This window comes from Streptomyces sp. NPDC057271 (assembly GCF_042668715.1).
Taxonomy (GTDB): domain Bacteria; phylum Actinomycetota; class Actinomycetes; order Streptomycetales; family Streptomycetaceae; genus Streptomyces.
This window is the reverse complement of record NZ_JBHUYJ010000066.1, coordinates 1-16,836: the sequence shown is the minus strand read 5'-3', so window position 1 is coordinate 16,836 and position 16,836 is coordinate 1. Positions and strand designations below refer to the sequence as shown.

14 protein-coding genes are annotated in these 16,836 nt (G+C 71.8%); 4 read left to right on the top strand and 10 right to left on the bottom strand.

Translation table 11 applies throughout. The features are described 5' to 3' along the window. Nucleotides 1–13 precede the first annotated feature (13 nt). Entirely contained in the window at nucleotides 14–1,639 is a 1,626-nt protein-coding gene (locus ACFUJR_RS26115; RefSeq protein ID WP_383178285.1) for a TerD family protein, read from the bottom strand. A gap of 112 nt (nucleotides 1,640–1,751) precedes the next feature. Next, complete coding sequence (locus ACFUJR_RS26110; protein WP_383178288.1) at nucleotides 1,752–2,327, bottom strand: M48 family metallopeptidase; 576 nt, start codon at nucleotides 2,325–2,327, stop codon at nucleotides 1,752–1,754. 191 nt (nucleotides 2,328–2,518) lie between these two features. Here ACFUJR_RS26110 and ACFUJR_RS26105 point away from each other — a divergent pair, with 191 nt between their 5' ends. Together ACFUJR_RS26105 and ACFUJR_RS26100 are read left to right on the top strand one after the other, a co-directional pair. Next, complete coding sequence (locus ACFUJR_RS26105) at nucleotides 2,519–3,670, top strand: TOMM precursor leader peptide-binding protein (RefSeq protein WP_383178291.1); 1,152 nt, start codon at nucleotides 2,519–2,521, stop codon at nucleotides 3,668–3,670. A 41-nt stretch (nucleotides 3,671–3,711) separates the two neighbouring features. Beyond that, nucleotides 3,712–5,055, top strand: coding sequence for an ABC1 kinase family protein (locus ACFUJR_RS26100; protein ID WP_383178294.1), 1,344 nt, complete (start codon nucleotides 3,712–3,714; stop codon nucleotides 5,053–5,055). A 43-nt stretch (nucleotides 5,056–5,098) separates the two neighbouring features. On the opposite strand, the gene ACFUJR_RS26095 is transcribed toward ACFUJR_RS26100, so the two are convergent. From ACFUJR_RS26095 to ACFUJR_RS26075, 5 genes are all read right to left on the bottom strand, one after another. Next, nucleotides 5,099–5,281, bottom strand: a complete 183-nt coding sequence (locus tag ACFUJR_RS26095) for a hypothetical protein (protein WP_383178297.1) — start codon at nucleotides 5,279–5,281, stop codon at nucleotides 5,099–5,101. A 93-nt stretch (nucleotides 5,282–5,374) separates the two neighbouring features. Then, nucleotides 5,375–5,698 (bottom strand): hypothetical protein, encoded by a 324-nt coding sequence (locus ACFUJR_RS26090; RefSeq protein WP_383180913.1) that lies wholly within the window; start codon nucleotides 5,696–5,698, stop codon nucleotides 5,375–5,377. Further along, a complete protein-coding gene (locus ACFUJR_RS26085) occupies nucleotides 5,695–6,063 on the bottom strand; it encodes a WhiB family transcriptional regulator (protein ID WP_383180917.1) in 369 nt (122 codons plus the stop codon). Before ACFUJR_RS26085 ends, ACFUJR_RS26090 begins: the two co-directional genes overlap by 4 nt. 174 nt (nucleotides 6,064–6,237) lie before the next feature. Beyond that, on the bottom strand, nucleotides 6,238–6,609 hold the full coding sequence (locus tag ACFUJR_RS26080) for a hypothetical protein (RefSeq protein WP_383180920.1): 372 nt from the start codon (nucleotides 6,607–6,609) through the stop codon (nucleotides 6,238–6,240). Nucleotides 6,610–6,780: 171 nt separating this feature from the next. Further along, nucleotides 6,781–8,979 (bottom strand): ATP-dependent DNA helicase UvrD2, encoded by a 2,199-nt coding sequence (locus tag ACFUJR_RS26075; protein WP_383180923.1) that lies wholly within the window; start codon nucleotides 8,977–8,979, stop codon nucleotides 6,781–6,783. A 201-nt stretch (nucleotides 8,980–9,180) separates the two neighbouring features. On the opposite strand from ACFUJR_RS26075, the gene ACFUJR_RS26070 reads away from it, so the two are divergent. Together ACFUJR_RS26070 and ACFUJR_RS26065 are read left to right on the top strand one after the other, a co-directional pair. Further along, nucleotides 9,181–9,438 (top strand): mycoredoxin, encoded by a 258-nt coding sequence (locus ACFUJR_RS26070; protein ID WP_383180926.1) that lies wholly within the window; start codon nucleotides 9,181–9,183, stop codon nucleotides 9,436–9,438. Nucleotides 9,439–9,638: 200 nt separating this feature from the next. Further along, nucleotides 9,639–10,754 (top strand): acyltransferase family protein, encoded by a 1,116-nt coding sequence (locus ACFUJR_RS26065; RefSeq protein ID WP_383180929.1) that lies wholly within the window; start codon nucleotides 9,639–9,641, stop codon nucleotides 10,752–10,754. Between the two features lie 76 nt (nucleotides 10,755–10,830). Here the strand turns inward: ACFUJR_RS26065 and nudC are convergent, their stop codons facing one another. Genes nudC through ACFUJR_RS26050 form a run of 3 tightly spaced genes read right to left on the bottom strand, consistent with a single transcriptional unit; the run spans nucleotide 10,831 to nucleotide 16,716 of the window. Continuing rightward, nucleotides 10,831–11,778, bottom strand: coding sequence for an NAD(+) diphosphatase (nudC, locus tag ACFUJR_RS26060; protein WP_383180715.1), 948 nt, complete (start codon nucleotides 11,776–11,778; stop codon nucleotides 10,831–10,833). A gap of 35 nt (nucleotides 11,779–11,813) precedes the next feature. After that, on the bottom strand, nucleotides 11,814–13,247 hold the full coding sequence (locus tag ACFUJR_RS26055; RefSeq protein WP_383180712.1) for a dipeptidase: 1,434 nt from the start codon (nucleotides 13,245–13,247) through the stop codon (nucleotides 11,814–11,816). A gap of 10 nt (nucleotides 13,248–13,257) precedes the next feature. After that, nucleotides 13,258–16,716 (bottom strand): UvrD-helicase domain-containing protein, encoded by a 3,459-nt coding sequence (locus ACFUJR_RS26050; RefSeq protein ID WP_383180708.1) that lies wholly within the window; start codon nucleotides 16,714–16,716, stop codon nucleotides 13,258–13,260. Nucleotides 16,717–16,836: the final 120 nt, after the last annotated feature.

Sequence of the window (16,836 nt, the reverse complement as noted above, 5' to 3'; positions counted from 1 at the left end):
TGTTCGGGCTCCCTCAGACCTCGTACGGCTGGACGACGATGAAGTTGCCGGGAGCGCCCCGGAACTGGAGGTTGACGGTCTCTCCGCTGTGTCCGGGGTACGCGTTGCGGCGCAGCCGGACCTGGCTGGAAAGGATCACCTGGGAGGCGGACGACCAGGCGACGACCGCGTTGCAGTCGGCGAAGGTGGTCGGCGTGACCGGCAGGACGACGGGCACGCCGTGCGTCTTGACGACGACGGTGCCGGTGCCCTGGAACTGCATCGTGAACAGGGCTCCGCCGGGGATGCCGTGGCCCTCGATCCTCCGTACTTCGTATTGGAGGGACTCGTCGAAGGCGAGCACGTTCTCGGCGGAGACGCAGATGCCGTCGCCCTGGAGCTCGATCGGGTGCAGGTGGGCGCCCTCCTCGGCGAGGAAGACCTGGCCGCGGCCGGAGCAGCGCATGAGCTGCATCTCCTGGCCGGTGGCGTTGCCGACGATCCGGCCGGTGAAGCCGGCGCCCTTGTGGCTGAAGTCGACCTTGCCCTGGTACATGACCATGCTGCCCTGGCGGGCGAGGACGGGGGCGCCGCCCATCTGCAGGTCGACCCGCATGAGCTGCTGGTTCTGCGGGGCCCAGCGGGCGCCGGTCGCGGTCTCCTTGAAGGGCTGGAGCGCGGCGGCGAGCCCGGGGCCGGTGGCGGGAGCGCCCTGTGGCACTCCCTGCGGCATACCGGGCGGCATGCCCTGGGGCGCGCCGCCCATCTGGCCGGGGACCTGCCCGAACTGGGGCTGCGGCTGGCCGTACGGGGGCTGACCCGGGACCTGGCCGCCGGGAGCCTGACCGAACTGCGGGGCCTGCGGGGCCTGCGGCGGCTGGCCGTACGGCGACGGGGCCGGGGGGTGCGGGGCCATCGGCGCGCCCATGGTGGGGGCCGCGTGCATCGGCTGGACCGGAGCCTGCGGGACGGGGGCCGGAGCGGGCGCGGGTACGGGGGCGGCCGGCGGAGCGCCGAACTGCGGGGCGGGCTGGGGCGGCGCGGCAGGCGCACCGAAGGCGGGCGGCGCGGCGGCCTGCGGCGGCGCGCCGAAGCCGGGGGCCGCTTGCGGGGCCTGCGCCGCGGGCTGCTCCTCGGCGACCTCGCCGCCGAAGTTCTTCAGCAGCGCTTCCAGGCCCCCGTCGAAGCCCTGGCCGATGGCGGCGAACCGCCAGACGTCCTTGAGGTAGAAGTCGCCCAGCATGACGGCGCGCTCGGTGGAGAACTCCGTGCCCGTGAACGGGTACCGGACGACCTCCTCACCGCCCGCCACGATGCGGATGTACCCGGGGCCGATCTGCGACATCTGGCCGGCGCCGTCGATGGTCGCGGTGAACGACAGCTTGTGGATGTTCGCCGGGATGCGGTCCAGCGTGACCCGGAAGGACTCGGTGTCGCCCGACTGTGCGCCGAGCAGCTGGATGGACTCTTCCGGCGACTTCGGCTGGTTGAAGAAGATGAAGTACCGGTCGTCCGAGAGCTGCTCGTTGGCGTCGAGGCCGAAGCAGCTGATGTCGAAGGTCAGCCCGGGCGCCGCGATCTGCACACCCACGTACAGATCGGTTCCCGGTGTGAGATCACTGATCTTGGCCTTGTGGCCGCGTTGGAATTCCCTGGCCATGCGTAACGACCGTCCCCCATCCCGAATGTGAATGCGTCGCGCCAGGCTAACGGCTGTGTGCGACATTGAGCCAAGCCGGTACGTATTCGGTACAGGACTGAAGCGGTCCGGGCTACTCCTCGCGCGCGGTCGGCAGGTGGGGCAGCCCCTCGGCGGCGACGACTCCCTCGAGGTAGCCGCGGGCACGCTCGGTGCGCGGATACGCCTCCAGGAGCCGCCAGAACCGGGGGCCGTGACCGGGCACCAGGAGGTGCGCCAGCTCGTGGAGGAGGACGTAGTCGACGACGTACTCGGGCATTCCCTGAAGCCGGTGCGAGAGACGGATGCTGCCCTCCGACGGAGTGCACGAGCCCCAGCGGGTGTTCTGGTTGGTCACCCAGCGCACCGACGTCGGCCGTGCCCGCCCGCCGAAGTACTGGTCCGACAACCGTTCGGCACGCTCGGTGAGCTCGGTGTCGCCGAGGACGCTCTTGCTCTCCTGGGCGGCCAGCTTGTCCAGCATGACCGTCACCCAGCGTTGCTCCTCCGCCTCGGACATCCGGGCCGGGATGAGCACGATGGTCCGGTCGCCCTCGCGGTAGGCGGAGACGGTTCTGCTCCGCCGGGAGCTTCTGCGGACCTCGACCGCGCTCGTCCCCGAACCGCGGGGCGGCTTCCTTGTCACGCTGCGCTGTGGATCGGCGGGCACGGCCCCGACGTTACCCGCTGTCAGCGGGGGAAGTCCCGCCTCCGGGACGGTTCGGCGGGGCTCCGGTCACACCGCGCACCATTTGAATGATTAATACCCCACCCCTGTGGACAACTTTTCGTGCCGGCTTCGACTCCCGGGCAATCTGATGACGGAGGAAGTGGACGGCGATCAAGATCACGGGGGCGGAAATGCATCCGATGCTGAAACCCGCGCTGCGAAGGGCGTGGCGCGATCTTCACAGTGTGCAGTTCGGGGCGACGTCCTCGCACGCGGTGGTGGTGGGGCCGCTCGACACGACCACCGGCAGCCTGCTCGGGCTGCTCGACGGCACGCGCGGCATGACGCTCCTGCGCACCGAGGCGCGGGCACTGGGACTGCGGGACGGGTGGCTCGAAGGGCTGCTCGAACGGCTCGCGGGGGCCGGGCTGATCGCGGACGCCTCGGCCGGGAGACCCGGAAAGGCCGTGGGCGCGGGACATCCGGACGGCGCGCTCGATCCCCTTCGCGCCGATCTGGCCTCACTCTCCGTCGTCCATCCCGAGCCGGACGGGGCCTTGCGTCGCGTGGCCGCCCGGCGGGCGGCGCGCGTCCAGGTCCGGGGCGCGGGACGGGTCGGCGCCACGGTCGCCGCCCTGCTCTCGGCCTCCGGGGTCGGCAGGGTGGAGGTGCTGGACTCCGGATGCGTGCGGCCCTGGGAGGTCGCGCCGGGCGGACTGTCGGCCGAGGCGGTGGGCGAGCGCCGGGCCGCGGCGGCGCATCGGCTCGTGGCGCGGTCGGCGCCGGGCGGCCGGCCTCCTCGTGCGGGCAGACGGGTGACGGGTGAGGCCGGGCGGGAGCCAGGGCACTCACTCGTCGTGGTGACACCGCGGGACGGCCTCGCCGCCTATCTCCCCGACCCGCTCACCGCCGAGGGCTGGATCACGACGGGCACGCCTCATCTCTACGCGGGGGTGCTGGAGGCGACCGGTGTGGTCGGGCCGCTGGTGCTGCCCGGCGGGACGGCCTGTGCCCGCTGCGCGCAGGAGGAGCGGTCCGACCGGGAGCCGGTGTGGCCCCGCATGCTGGCGCAGTGGCGCTCGGGCCCGCCCCCTGAGGTGCCGGCCTGCGATCTGGGGCTCGCGACGGCGGTCGCCGGGCTGGCCGCGGCCCACGCGCTGGCCTTCCTCGACGGTGAGTTGCCCGCCAGCACGGGGGCGCGCTGGGAGGTGTCGCTGCCGCTTCTGGAGTGGCGCGTGGAGCGGATGAGACCGCACTCGGCGTGTCCCTGCGGCGCGGTGCGACGCGGAGAGGGGGAGCGTGCGTCGGGGGCCGGAAGCCCGCACGACACAATGGCGAGGTAACGGCCCTGTGTGGCACGGCAGTCTGGGAACTGGAGGGGCGCATGTCTGATCTTCCCCGAAAGGCGGTCACCCGGACCGCCAGGTTGGCCGCGTTGCCCCTGGGCTTCGCCGGACGGGCCACCTGGGGTCTGGGCAAGCGGATCGGCGGCAAGTCCGCGGAGCTGGTCGCGCGAGAGCTTCAACAGCGCACGGCCGACCAGCTGTTCAAGGTGCTCGGTGAGCTCAAGGGCGGAGCGATGAAGTTCGGGCAGGCGCTGTCCGTCTTCGAGTCGGCGCTCCCCGAGGAGGTGGCCGGTCCCTACCGGGCCGCCCTGACCAAGCTCCAGGAGGCGGCGCCCCCGATGCCGACGCGGACGGTCCACGCCGTCCTCGAGGAGCGGCTCGGCCCGGAGTGGCGGGAGCTGTTCCTGGAGTTCGAGGACAAGCCGGCGGCGGCGGCCTCCATCGGGCAGGTGCACCGGGCGGTGTGGCACGACGGCCGCGAGGTCGCAGTGAAGGTGCAGTACCCGGGGGCGGGCGAGGCGCTGCTCTCCGACCTGACGCAGCTCAGCCGTTTCGCCCGGCTGCTCGGCCCGCTGATCCCTGGTATGGACGTCAAGCCCCTGATCAACGAGTTGCGCGACCGGGTCTCGGAGGAGCTGGACTACGGCCTGGAGGCGCAGGCGCAGCGGGAGCACGCGCAGGAGTTCTCGGGCGATCCCGATGTCGTGGTGCCGTCCGTGGTGCACCAGAGCGAGCAGGTGCTCGTCACGGAGTGGATCGACGGGATCCCGCTGTCGGAGGTGATCGCGGACGGTACGGAGGAGCAGCGGGACCGGGCCGGTCAGCTCCTGGCCCGGTTCCTCTTCTCCGGCCCGGCCCGCACGGGACTTCTCCACGCCGATCCGCATCCGGGCAACTTCCGGCTGCTGCCGGGCGCCGACGACGAGGAGGGTCCGGAGAGCTGGCGGCTCGGTGTGCTGGACTTCGGCACGGTGGACCGGCTGCCGGGCGGACTGCCGGAGACGATCGGCACGTGTCTGCGGCTGACCCTGGAGGGCGACGCCGACACGGTCTACGAGCTGCTGCGCGAGGAGGGCTTCGTCAAGGAGTCCATCGCTCTCGACCCGGACGCGGTGCTTGAGTACCTGCTGCCGATCATCGAGCCGGCGGAGGCCGACGCGTTCGGATTCACGCGGGGCTGGATGCGGACCCAGGCCGCCCGGATCGCGGACCCGCGCTCCCCCGCGCACCAGCTGGGCAAGCAGCTGAATCTGCCGCCGTCGTATCTGCTGATACACCGCGTGACCCTGAGCACGATCGGGGTGCTCTGCCAGCTGAACGCGACGGTGCGGCTCCGCGACGAACTGGAGGAGTGGCTGCCGGGCTTCGTCCCGGCCGAGTAGCGGCGCGGGGCAGGACCGGGCGGAGAGGCCGGGCGGAGGGCCGTCACCACCAGGAGGAGTCGAGGCGGCCCTCGATGGACCTGATGTTCTCGCGCGCGCAGGCCTCGCAGAAGTACTGGCGCTCGCCGTTCTCCACCGAGCAGGTCCAGGTCACCGGGAGTTCCTCCGCCGTCCTGCCGCAACGGGCACAGACGAAGGGCTTCTCGGGCTTCCGGGCGTCGTTCACCCTCCTGACGATAGTCCGACACGAGCCGGGCCGCGCAGCAACGCACCGCGGGGGCCGGTCCGTTCGGACCGGCCCCCGCGTGGTTACTTCGGGTCAGTGCATGACAGCCATGGCGAGCGCGCGCCGGGCGCGCAGCGAGACGCGCTCGGCCCGCTTCTGCATCCGCCGGGCGGCGACCAGGCGCGTGGCCTGGCGTTCCGCATCGGCTTCCCGCAGAAGGTCGTGCATATGAGCACGAGCCAGGGCTTCTTGGATGAGTTGCATTTCACGGGTCCTGTTCTGACGCGAGGCGTTCGCGCCGGAGATGGTGACGTCTGTGGTGGCGGAGCCGGACGGCTCACTGGTGGAAGAGGTCATCGAGGCCAGCTTCTGAGGATCGTGCGTGAGGGGTCGGTCGATGGTTCCGGTGACGTTCATGCCGCGACCGGGTTCTTGCGCGGGCGACCACGCGGCCGCTTGCGGGCGACGACCACGCCCTGGACGAACAGCTCTCCGCCCCAGACGCCCCACGGCTCACGCCGCTCCTGCGCACCGGCGAGGCAGGCCTCCATCAGCGGGCAGGTACGGCAGAGGGACTTGGCGTACTCGACGTCGGCCGGGGACTCGGCGAAGAAGACCTCCGGGTCGAACGAACGGCAGGGGACGGGTACGCCGAGGTTCTCGATGGCGTCGTCGAGCGCGGTGAGCGCGGTGAGGGGGGTCAAGGTGGAGTCCTCCGTGAGGCCGGGCGGCGGGATCGTTTCGGAAGGCGGTACGGACGGGGCGTGCGCTTCGAGTTGCACGGTGGGTAATTCCTCGTCTGGTCGTTCCGGCCTGTTGGGCCGGGGGTTCGGCTGGTACCGGGTGGTGCTGGTCCCGAGGCCCCTTCGCTCCGTCGTCCCCGTTCGGGGACAAACAGAAGGGCCGCGGATCCCGGGTGGGGTTCCGCGGCCCTGAAGGCGCCGGCCTGATTCAGATCAGGCTGGATCACTCCAGGGTTCGAGCCCACGGAAGGCCCACATCGTGTGGTGCTGCGTCGTCTGCTGCTTGGTTTCGGCACCGGTCGCCGCAAAGCCATAGGCCGAGGCCTTGACTGCTGCTACTCCTGCTTCCAGTGCCTTGGTCGGTCGCTCGTCGCGCTCCATGACGGGAAGACCCGCAAGGTCGGCGGCCGGCCGCAGGGAAGCGGCGCCGGCCAGACCAGCGCCGGACAGACCGGTGCCAGGAAGACCGCTGCCAATGAACGCCGAGCCGGAGAGGCCGAGCGAGCAGGCGGAGACGACCGAGCGATCGGTCATTTTGTCGATGCTGACGAAGCTGACGGTGGTGCTGTTGATGTTGCTGATCACTGGAATCGCCTCCTCTCGGCGTCTCGGAGGGGTCGGTGTGAGCCGGACCCTCATGTTTATTTGGACAAGTACAGCACGAAGACAGGGCTTCGAAGAAGCCGCTGTTTCCGTGGTTAAGAACCTATGGGGCTTGACGGGGGGTGCGCAAACTATTTTTTCGACGAGTTTTCCTCAGGTCTCCTCGTCGACTCCTCCACAGCCCTCACCTGGCTCTTCGCCCGCACAGAGGGCGAGAACGTCGGCTCCGAACCGGTCCAGCTTGCGCGCGCCGACCCCGGCGATTCCGGCGAGCTCCCCGCCCGTGGTGGGCACGCGCTCGGCGATCGCCATCAGCGTCTTGTCGGTGAACACGCAGTACGCGGGCTGCCCGAGTTCCCTGGCGCGGTCGCCGCGCCAGTCGCGGAGGCGTTCGTAGAGCGCCTCGTCCATGTCCGAGGGACAGTCCTCGCAGCGCATCAGCTTCATCTCGCCGGCCTCGGTGAGCGTGGCGCCACAGACACGGCAGCGCACCGGGCCCCGGTGCTTACGCCGTCCGCCGCCTGCGGCGCGGTCGACGGAGCCGCCGCCGCTCGATCCGCCCAGGCCGCCCGCGCCGAGGGCTCCGGAGCCGGGCCGCAGCCCCTTGAGGAAGCGGGTGGGGCGGCGGGAGGGACGGCCGCCCGGGGAGCGGGAGAGCGCCCAGGAGAGCGCGAGGTGGAGCCGGGCACGCGTGACCCCGACGTACAGCAGGCGGCGTTCCTCCTCGACCTGCTCGTCGGTCTTGGCGTACGTGATCGGCATCATGCCCTCGGTGAGGCCGACCAGGAAGACGGCGTCCCACTCCAGGCCCTTGGCCGCGTGCAGGGAGGCGAGGGTGACGCCCTGGACGGTCGGGGCGTGCTGGGCGGCGGCCCGCTCGTCGAGTTCGGCGACCAGGTCGGAGAGGGTGGCGCCGGGCCTGGCCCGGGCGAAGTCCTCGGCGAGCCTGACCAGCGCGGCGAGGGACTCCCAGCGGTCGCGGACGGCGCCCGAGCCCGCGGGCGGATCGGTGGTCCATCCCTTGGTGGAGAGCACGGCGCGGACCTGGGAGGGCAGGTCCTCGGCGTCGTCGAGCAGGGAGTCGTTCCCCCCTGCGCGGGCGGCGCCGCGCAGGGCGATGCCGGCCTCCCGTACCTCCTGGCGCTCGAAGAAGCGCTCGGCGCCGCGCAGCTGGTAGGGCACACCGGCGTCGGCCAGGGCCTGTTCGTAGACCTCGGACTGGGCGTTGATGCGGTAGAGCACGGCGATCTCGCCGGCGGGGACTCCGGCGGCGATCAGGTCGCGGATGCGGCGGGCGGTGCCCTCGGCCTCGGCGGGCTCGTCCGCGTACTCGGTGTAGGCCGGCTCGGGGCCCGGGTCGCGCTGGGAGATCAGCTCCAGGCGGTGCTCGGCGGCCCGGCCGCGCGCCTGGCTGAGCAGCCCGTTGGCGAGGTGGACGACCTGGGGGGTGGAGCGGTAGTCGCGGACGAGCTTGACCACCGTGGCGTGCGGGTGCCGGGTGCGGAAGTTCAGCAGGTGGTCGGGGGTGGCGCCGGTGAAGGAGTAGATGGTCTGGCTGGCGTCGCCGACGACGCAGAGGCTGTCGCGGTCGCCGAGCCAGAGATCGAGGAGCCGCTGCTGGAGCGGGGAGACGTCCTGGTACTCGTCCACCACGAAGTGCTGGTACTGGCGGCGGATCTGGTCGGCGATGTCGTGCCGGTCCTGGAGGATGCCGACCGTGAGCAGCAGTACGTCCTCGAAGTCGATCACCGACCGGTCCCGCTTGAGCTGCTCGTACGTCGCGTAGATCTGCGAGATCTCGGCCGGGTCCCGCGGCGCCTCGCGGACGGATTTGGCGACGACGGCCGGATAGTCGGCGGGGACGGTCTGGGTGACCTTGGCCCACTCGATCTCGCCGGTGACGTCCCGCAGCTCGTTCCGGTCGAGCCGGACGCGGCAGCGCGCGGCGGCCTCGGCGACGAGCTGGACCTTGCGCTCCAGGAGCCGGGGAAGGTCCCCACCGACGACTTTCGGCCAGAAGTACTGGAGCTGACGGAGGGCGGCGGAGTGGAACGTACGCGCCTGGACGCCTCCCGCGCCGAGCTGCCGGAGCCGGCCGCGCATCTCGCCCGCGGCCCGGTTGGTGAACGTGACCGCCAGCACACTGCCGGACTGGAGTATCCCCGCCCGCACCCCGTAGGCGATGCGGTGGGTGATGGCCCGGGTCTTGCCCGTGCCGGCTCCCGCCAGCACACACACCGGACCGTGCAGGGCGAGGGCGACCTCGCGCTGCTCGGGGTCGAGCCCGTCGAGCACCGCGTCGGCCGACTCGGGGACCTGCGGGAAGAGAGTGGAGTGCGTTGCTGCTGTCACCCCGCCATGCTGCCAGGTCGCGGGAGCCGGGCGCCGTGCGTTGTCCACAGGGCGGGGCGAGCGGTCATACGAATCGGGAATGGCCACGCGACCCCGTACGTTCTCAGTGGGCGGACCGGACCGACCCGACCCACCCGCATCCGTGAGGAACGCGGAGAACGCGAAGAACGCGAAGATCACGAAGAAAAGGAGCGCCTGGCCATGCAGGGCACTGTGACGATGTACAGCACCACGTGGTGCGGCTACTGCCGCCGGCTGAAGAGCCAGCTGGACCGCGAGGGCATCGCGTACACGGAGATCAACATCGAGCAGGACCCGGAATCGGCCACGTTCGTGGAGAAGGCCAACGGAGGCAACCAGACGGTGCCGACCGTGCGGATTCTCCCCACCTCCGGGACGGGCGAGGTCGTCATGACGAACCCGAGCCTCGCCCAGGTGAAGCAGGCCCTCAGCGCCTGATCCCGAGAGGACCCGAAGGCCCCGCGGCCGGTTTCCCACCGGTCGCGGGGCCTTATGCGCGGTTTCGTCCAGGCAAAACGGACGCATCTACTCCGCAGTGAAGAGCGTCACGCTTCCGATCTTTTGTGCGCCCCGGGACACCCCCCTATGCTCTCGTCCCGACCGCGATTTGCGGCTGCACATCCAGGTGGGGAAACCGAGTGCTCAACCAGATAGCCCCCGTAACCAAGTCGCCGCGCGAAGCCACAGTCGCGCCGAGCCTCGACCCGAGCCCCAGGAGCGGAAAACCCGGACGTCTCTACGCCCTCGACGGCCTGCGTCTCAGCGCCGCGGTCATGGTGGTGGCGTTCCATTACATGGCGATCGGCGGCGCCTGGCCCACGCCCGTCGACGAGCTCTTCCCCCAGGTCTTCCCCATAGCCTCCTACGGCTACCTCGGGGTGGACTTCTTCTTCCTCATCAGTGGCTTCGTCATCTGTATGAGTGCCTGGGGAAGGCCTCTGAAGGACTTCTTCGTCTCGCGCGTGGTGCGGCTCTATCCCGCGTACTGGTTCGCGGTCATCGCCACCAGCGTCGCCGTCACGGTGATCCCCGGCGGCCGTGACCACCTGCCCTGGAACGACATCCTCACCAACCTGACGATGATCCAGGATCCGCTGGGGGTCCCTCCCGTCGACGCGGTCTACTGGACCCTCTTCGTCGAGCTCCGCTTCTACCTGGTCTTCGCCCTGCTCGCCTGGTGGGGGCTGACGTACCGCAGGGTGCTGCTGTTCTGCTGCGTCTGGGGCGCGGCGACCATCATGGTCGCCCCCGCCCCGCCGGGTCCCCTGCGCCTGCTCGTGATGCCCGAGTACAGCTGGTTCTTCATCGCCGGCATGGCGTTCTACCTCATGTACCGGTTCCGCCCGAACCTGATGCTCTTCGGCATCGTCGCCGTCTGCTACTGCGCCTCGCTCGCGCCCACCATCGACAGGTTCAAGAGGCTCACCCTCCCCGGCGACCGGCCGGCCTGGCCCGTGCTCGTCCTGCTCGCCGTCTTCTTCGGTGTGATGGCCCTGGTCGCCACCGGAAAACTCTCCGGAATCCAGTGGAAGTGGCTGTCGATCGCGGGGGCGCTGACCTACCCGCTGTATCTGCTGCACGAGTTCATCGGCTGGGAGTTCTTCCACTACTTCAGCCGTACCGCTCCGCACGTCTCCCCATGGGTGCTGGTCACCGCCGTGTTCCTCGGAATGCTGGTGCTGTCGTACCTGGTGCACCGCGTCGTCGAGAAGCCGCTCAGCAGGTACCTCAAGCGCAACCTCGCCCGTCTCTGATCGCCTCCCGGCACCACGACGAAGTCCCCGCCCGGCGTACCGGGCGGGGACTTCGTCGTCAGCGTTCCAGGTCGGATCAGACGGCGTCGCCCGGCTTCGGGAGCGGCTTGCCGTACCAGAGTTCGATCAGGCGGGAGGCGATCGAGATGCCGTACGGGGGCAGCACCTCGCCCGACTCGAAGCCGGCGGCCAGATCCTCGCGCGAGAACCAGCGGGCCTCGTGGATCTCCTCGCCGTCCACGTGTATCTCCGAGGACGTGGCGTGCGCGAAGAAGCCCAGCATCAGGCTCGACGGGAAGGGCCAGGGCTGGCTGGCGACGTACTCGACCTCGCCGACCGTGACACCCGCCTCCTCGAAGACCTCGCGCACGACCGACTGCTCGATCGACTCGCCGGGCTCGACGAAGCCCGCGAGGGTCGAGAAGCGGCCCTCGGGCCAGTGGACCTGGCGGCCGAGAAGGATGCGGTCCTCGGCGTCCGTGACGGCCATGATGACCGCCGGGTCGGTCCGCGGGTAGTGCTCGGCGCCGCAGGCCTGGCAGCGGCGGATGTGCCCGGCGGCCGCGATCACCGTGCGCTCGCCGCAGCGCGAGCAGAAGCGGTGGAGCCGCTGCCAGTTCTCCAGGGCGACGGCGTGGACCATCAGGCCCGCGTCCCGCGGCGACAGCAGCAGGCCCGCCTCGCGCAGCCCCGCCGGCCGGGCCGACTGGTCCATGCGGCCGGGCAGGGCGTCCTTCTGGAGGGCGAAGTAGGAGACACCGTCGTCGTCCGTGCCCAGGAAGTAGCGGTGGGTCTCGGTGACAGGGGCCTCGAAGGCCGGGGTCATGACGAGTTCCGTGCGGCCGTCGGGGGTGTCGTCGATCAGCACCTGACCCCCGGAGACCACGAAGACGCGGGTCGTGGGGTGGCTCCAGGCCGCCGCGAGCCAGGCCTCGTCGAGACGGTGGTGGGCGGCGCGGTCGATACCGCTCGGGGCGGTGAGCGAGATCGGCAGGTCCGCGAACTGGCTGTTCAAGGTGGACACAGGTACTTCCAACTCCCCCTGATCGTTGTGTGGGTTCATCGCGCGGCGGTGCGCAGGGCGACGGGCAGGTCGCCCCACAGGTGTGCGGCGGTCTCGACGCCCTTGAGGAGGAGATCGAGCTCGATCTTCTCGTTGGGCGCGTGCCAGCCGTCGGACGGTACGGAGATGCCGAGGAACAGCACCGGCGCGCCCAGGACGTCCTGGAGGTCGGCGGCCGGGCCCGAGCCGCCCTCGCGGGTGTAGCGGACCCTCGCGCCGTCGAAGGCGCGGCTCATCGCGCCCGCGACCGCCTTGAGGGCCGGGTGGTCCAGCGGCGTGAGGCAGGGCCGGGTGGGGGCGCCGAAGACGATCTCGTACCGGATCCCGGCCGGGACCCGGGCGGCGAGCCAGTCCCGTACGGCGAGCTCGATCTTCTCCGGGTCCTGGCCGGCGACCAGCCGGAAGGAGAGCTTCAGCTGGGCGGAGGCGGGGACGATCGTCTTGCCGCCGGGGCCCTGGTAGCCGCCGCCGATGCCGTTGACCTCGGCGGTCGGGCGGGCCCAGACGCGCTCCAGGGTGGAGAAGCCGGCCTCGCCGAGGGTGCCGTGGGACCTGGCCGTGGTCAGCCAGGCGGCCTCGTCGAAGGGCAGCTCGGCGATCAGGGCGCGCTCGGCGTCGGAGAGCTCGGTGACGCCCTCGTAGAAGCCGGGGATGGCGACGTGCTCGTCCTCGTCGTGCAGGGCGGCGACCAGGCGTCCGGCGACGGTGGCCGGGTTGGGCACGGCGCCGCCGAAGGAACCGGAGTGGATGTCCTGGTCGGGGCCGTACAGCTCGATCTCGCAGTCCGCGACGCCCCGCATGCCGGTGCAGACCGTCGGGGTGTCCTCGGACCACATGCCGGTGTCGGAGACGATCACGGCGTCGGCGGCGAGCCGGTCCGCGCGGGCCTCGACGAGGGCACGGAAGTGCGGGGAGCCGGACTCCTCCTCGCCCTCGACGATCAGCTTGAGGTTGACGGCGGGCGCGGTGCGACCCGTCGCGGCGAGGTGGGCGCGGACCCCGAGCGTGTGGAAGAAGACCTGGCCCTTGTCGTCGGCGGCACCGCGGGCGTACATCCGGCCGTCGGTGACGTACGGCTCGAAGGGGTCGGTGTGCCAGCCGTCCTCGCGGGCGGCGGGCTGGACGTCGTGGTGCCCGTAGACGAGGACGGTCGGGGCGTCCGGATCGCCGGAGGGCCACTCGGCGAAGACGGCCGGCGAGCCGTCCGTCTCCCAGACCTCGACCGTGGTGAAGCCGGTGCCGGTCAGCTTGTCGGCGAGCCACCGCGCACTGCGCCGTACGTCCTCGGCGTGGGCGGGCTGAGCCGACACGGAGGGGATGCGCAGCCAGTCCACGAGGTCGTCGAGGAAGGCGGCGCGGTGCTGCTCGATGTACGTGCGCACAGCCTGGGTACGTACGGTCTGGACGGCGCTGTCCGGGGTCTCGCTCATGCTCCTGAGCCTATCCGGCGTCCGGGCCGGCTCTGTCCGGGGTCGGTCCGCCCAGCAGCGTCGCCTCCAGCTCGGCCCGTCCGGGGAGCGCCCGGGGGCGGACGACCTCGCCCGTGCGGACGTAGACGAAGACGGCGGCGACGTCGTCGGGGTCGAGGCCGTGCTGCTCGGCCCAGGCGAGTCGGTAGATCGCCAGCTGGAGCGGGTCGGCGGTGCGGAGGTGGCTGGTCTTCCAGTCGACGATCTCGTACGCGCCGGTGTCCGGGTCGCGGTAGACGGCGTCGATCCTGCCCCGGACGAGCCGGCCCGCGAGGGTGAGGTGGACGGGGACCTCCACCCGGTACGGGGTGCGGTGGGCGTACGGGGTGAGGGCGAAGGCCTCCTTGAGCGCGTCGAGGTCCCGCTCGTCGGCGATCTCCGGTTCGCCGGCGAACTCCTCGCCGCCGGGGAGCTCGTCCGGACCGAGCATGGGGAGCGGAAGCTCCTCGAATCGGGACTCCACCCACGCGTGGAACCGCGTCCCGCGCCGGGCGGCGGGCTGCGGCGGCCGGGGCATGGGCCGGGCCAGCTCCTGCGCGAAGCCGTCGGGGTCGGCGGCGACGCGGAGGACCTGGGAGGCGGACAGGTAGGCGGGGAGCAGGACGTCGCGGGTGGTGGCGCGGGAGCGGCGCAGTTCTGTGGTGAGGGCGGAGAGGTCACGGTCCCAGGAGGCGATGGTCTTCCGGTCCTCGGGGGTCGCGACGGCCTCCGGCGCCCGGGGGGCGGGGATGGCGTCGGGTTCGGGTCCGGGTTCGGGTTCGGGGACTTCGTCCCGGACCGGGGCCCCGTCCCGGAAGAGGTCCTCGTCGGGGAAGGGGGCCTCGTCCCAGAGGGGCTCCTCGTCGGGGAAGGGGGCCTCGTCCCAGAGGGGCTCCTCGTCGGTCCGGAGGTCCTCCGGGTCCTCGGGTGCGGTCGCCTGCGCGGGCAGCGCGCTCGCGGGTTGTACCCGCAGCGCCGCCTCGACCGCGGCCGCCGCTCTGCGGCGCCGGGCGAGGGAGTCCGGGTCCAGGGGCAGGGGCCAGGCCTCGTCGGGGCGGTTCTCGGCCAGGGCCGGGTTCTCGGCGTCCTTCTCCGGTTCGTCGGCCCACGCCTCGATCTCGCCGAAGCCCGCCGCGCAGTGGTCGTACAGGGCGTGGAGGAAGTCCGAGGGACCGCGCGGCTTCTTCTGGGCCGGGCCCCACCAGTGGGCGGAGCCGAGGAGGAGGGAGCGGGGGCGGGTGAAGGTGACGTAGCCGAGGCGGAGTTCCTCGGTGTGCTGGTGGTCGCGCATCGCCTCCTTGAAGCCCTTCAGGGCGGCGGCGTCCCAGCCGTCGATCCCGGGCAGGGTCGGGGCGTCGCCGCGCAGCGCGTGCGGAAGCACCTGCGGCTGGGAGGTCCACGACTCGCGGGACCTGGTGCTCGGGAACTGGGCGGAGACCAGGCCGGGCACCGCCACGACGTCCCACTCCAGGCCCTTGGACTTGTGCGCCGTGAGGACCTTGACCGTGTTCTCTCCACCCGGGAGCGCGTTGTCGAGGCCCTTCTCGTACTGGGCTGCCGTGCGCAGGAAGCCGAGAAAGGCCAGCAGCGTCGCCTCGCCGTCGAGGGAGGCGAAGCCGGCGGCTGTGTCGAGGAAGTTCGACAGGGTCTCGCGGCGCCGGGCGGCGAGCGCGTGCGGGGAGGCGGAGAGTTCGACCTCCAGGCCCGTGGTGGCGAGGACCCGGTGGAGGACGTCCATGAGCGGGTCGGCGAGCGAGGAGCGCAGGCTGCGCAGCTCGGCGGCGAGCCGGGCGAACCGGACCCGGGCCTCGGCCGAGAACGGCAGGCCGTCGTCCTCTCCCCCGGAGTCGAGGAACGTGTCGAGGGCGTCGGCGAGCGAGACGACCTCGGCCGGGTCCACGCCCTCGACCGCCGCCGCGAGCCGTTCGTCGGCGTCGGCGTCGTCCCCGGCCCGCTCCCGGTGGACGAGCACGCGGGCGCGGCGGCCGAGGAGGGCCAGGTCGCGGGGGCCGATGCGCCAGCGGGGGCCGGTCAGGAGGCGGACCAGGGAGGCGTTGGCCCCGGGGTCCTGGAGGACCTCGCAGACGGCGACCAGGTCGGCGACCTCGGGGAGGTGGAGCAGCCCGGAGAGGCCGACCACCTCGACCGGTACGTCACGGGCGACCAGCGCGGCCTGGATGGCGGGGAAGTCGGTCGCCGTCCTGCACAGGACGGCGATCTCGCCGGGCTCCCTGCCCGTGCGGACCAGGTGGGCGAGGGAGTCGGCGAGCCAGTCGATCTCCTCGGCGTGGGTGGGCAGGAGGGCGATCCGAACCGAGCCGTCGCGCTCCGCGCCGGGCGCCGGGCGCAGCGCCTCCACGCCCTCGTGCATGGCGCGCAGGGGCTCGGCGAGGCCGTTGGCGAGGTCGAGGAGGCGGCCGCCGCTGCGCCTGTTCTCCGAGAGTGCGTAGCGGGTGGCCGGGGTGCCGTCCTCGTACGGGAAGTGGGCGGGGAAGTCGTCGAGGTTGGCCACGGAGGCGCCACGCCAGCCGTAGATCGCCTGGCAGGGGTCGCCGACCGCGGTGACGGCGTGGCCCGTGCCTCCGCCGAAGAGGCCGGAGAGCAGCAGTCGCTGGGCGACGGACGTGTCCTGGTACTCGTCGAGCAGCACCACGCGGAACTCGTCGCGCAGGAGGGCGCCGACCTCCGCGCGCGTGGTGGCGAGTTCGGCGGAGAGGGCGATCTGGTCGCCGAAGTCGAGGAGGTCGCGGGAGCGCTTGGCGGCGCGGTAGCGGACGACGAGGTCGAGCAGCTCGCGACGGGCGGTGGCCGTCTCGGGAACCTTGCGCAGGTCGGCGTTGGTCAGCTTGGCGCGGGAGAGCGCGTCCAGGAGCTCGGAGTCGTACGCCCTCAGCTCCTCGGGCCGTACGAGGTGTTCGGCGAGTTCGGCGTCGAGGGCGAGGAGGTCGCTGACCAGGGTCGGGAAGGACCTGGTGAGCGCGGGGTAGGGTCCGGGCGCCTCGCGGAGCACGCGTGCGGCGAGCTGGTAGCGGGTGGCGTCGGCGAGGAGACGGGAGGTGGGCTCCAGGCCGATGCGCAGGCCGTGGTCGGTCAGGAGCTGTCCGGCGAAGGCGTGGTACGTGGAGATGCGGGGCTCGCCGGGGGGGTCGTCCAGGTCGAACGCGTCGGGGTCCGTGACGCCGGCGCGGACGAGGGCGGTGCGGACGCGCTCGGCGAGTTCGCCCGCGGCCTTGTTGGTGAACGTCAGGCCGAGGACCTGTTCGGGCGCTACCTGGCCCGTGCCGACCAGCCAGACCACACGGGCGGCCATCACCGTCGTCTTGCCGGAACCGGCTCCGGCCACGATGACCTGCGGCGCGGGCGGCGCGATGATGCAGGCCGTCTGCTCCGGGGTGAACGGGATGCCGAGGAGCTCCTTGAGCTGCTCGGGGTCGGTGATGCGTGCGGTCACCTCAGAGAGGCTAACCGGCGCCACCGACATTGATGCTGATACTCAGGTCCCGGTGGTCGTGGCTCTGCCACTGACTGACGCCCTGCTGGGCTGTCTTCCCGCTGTTCTGCCCGGCCGCCG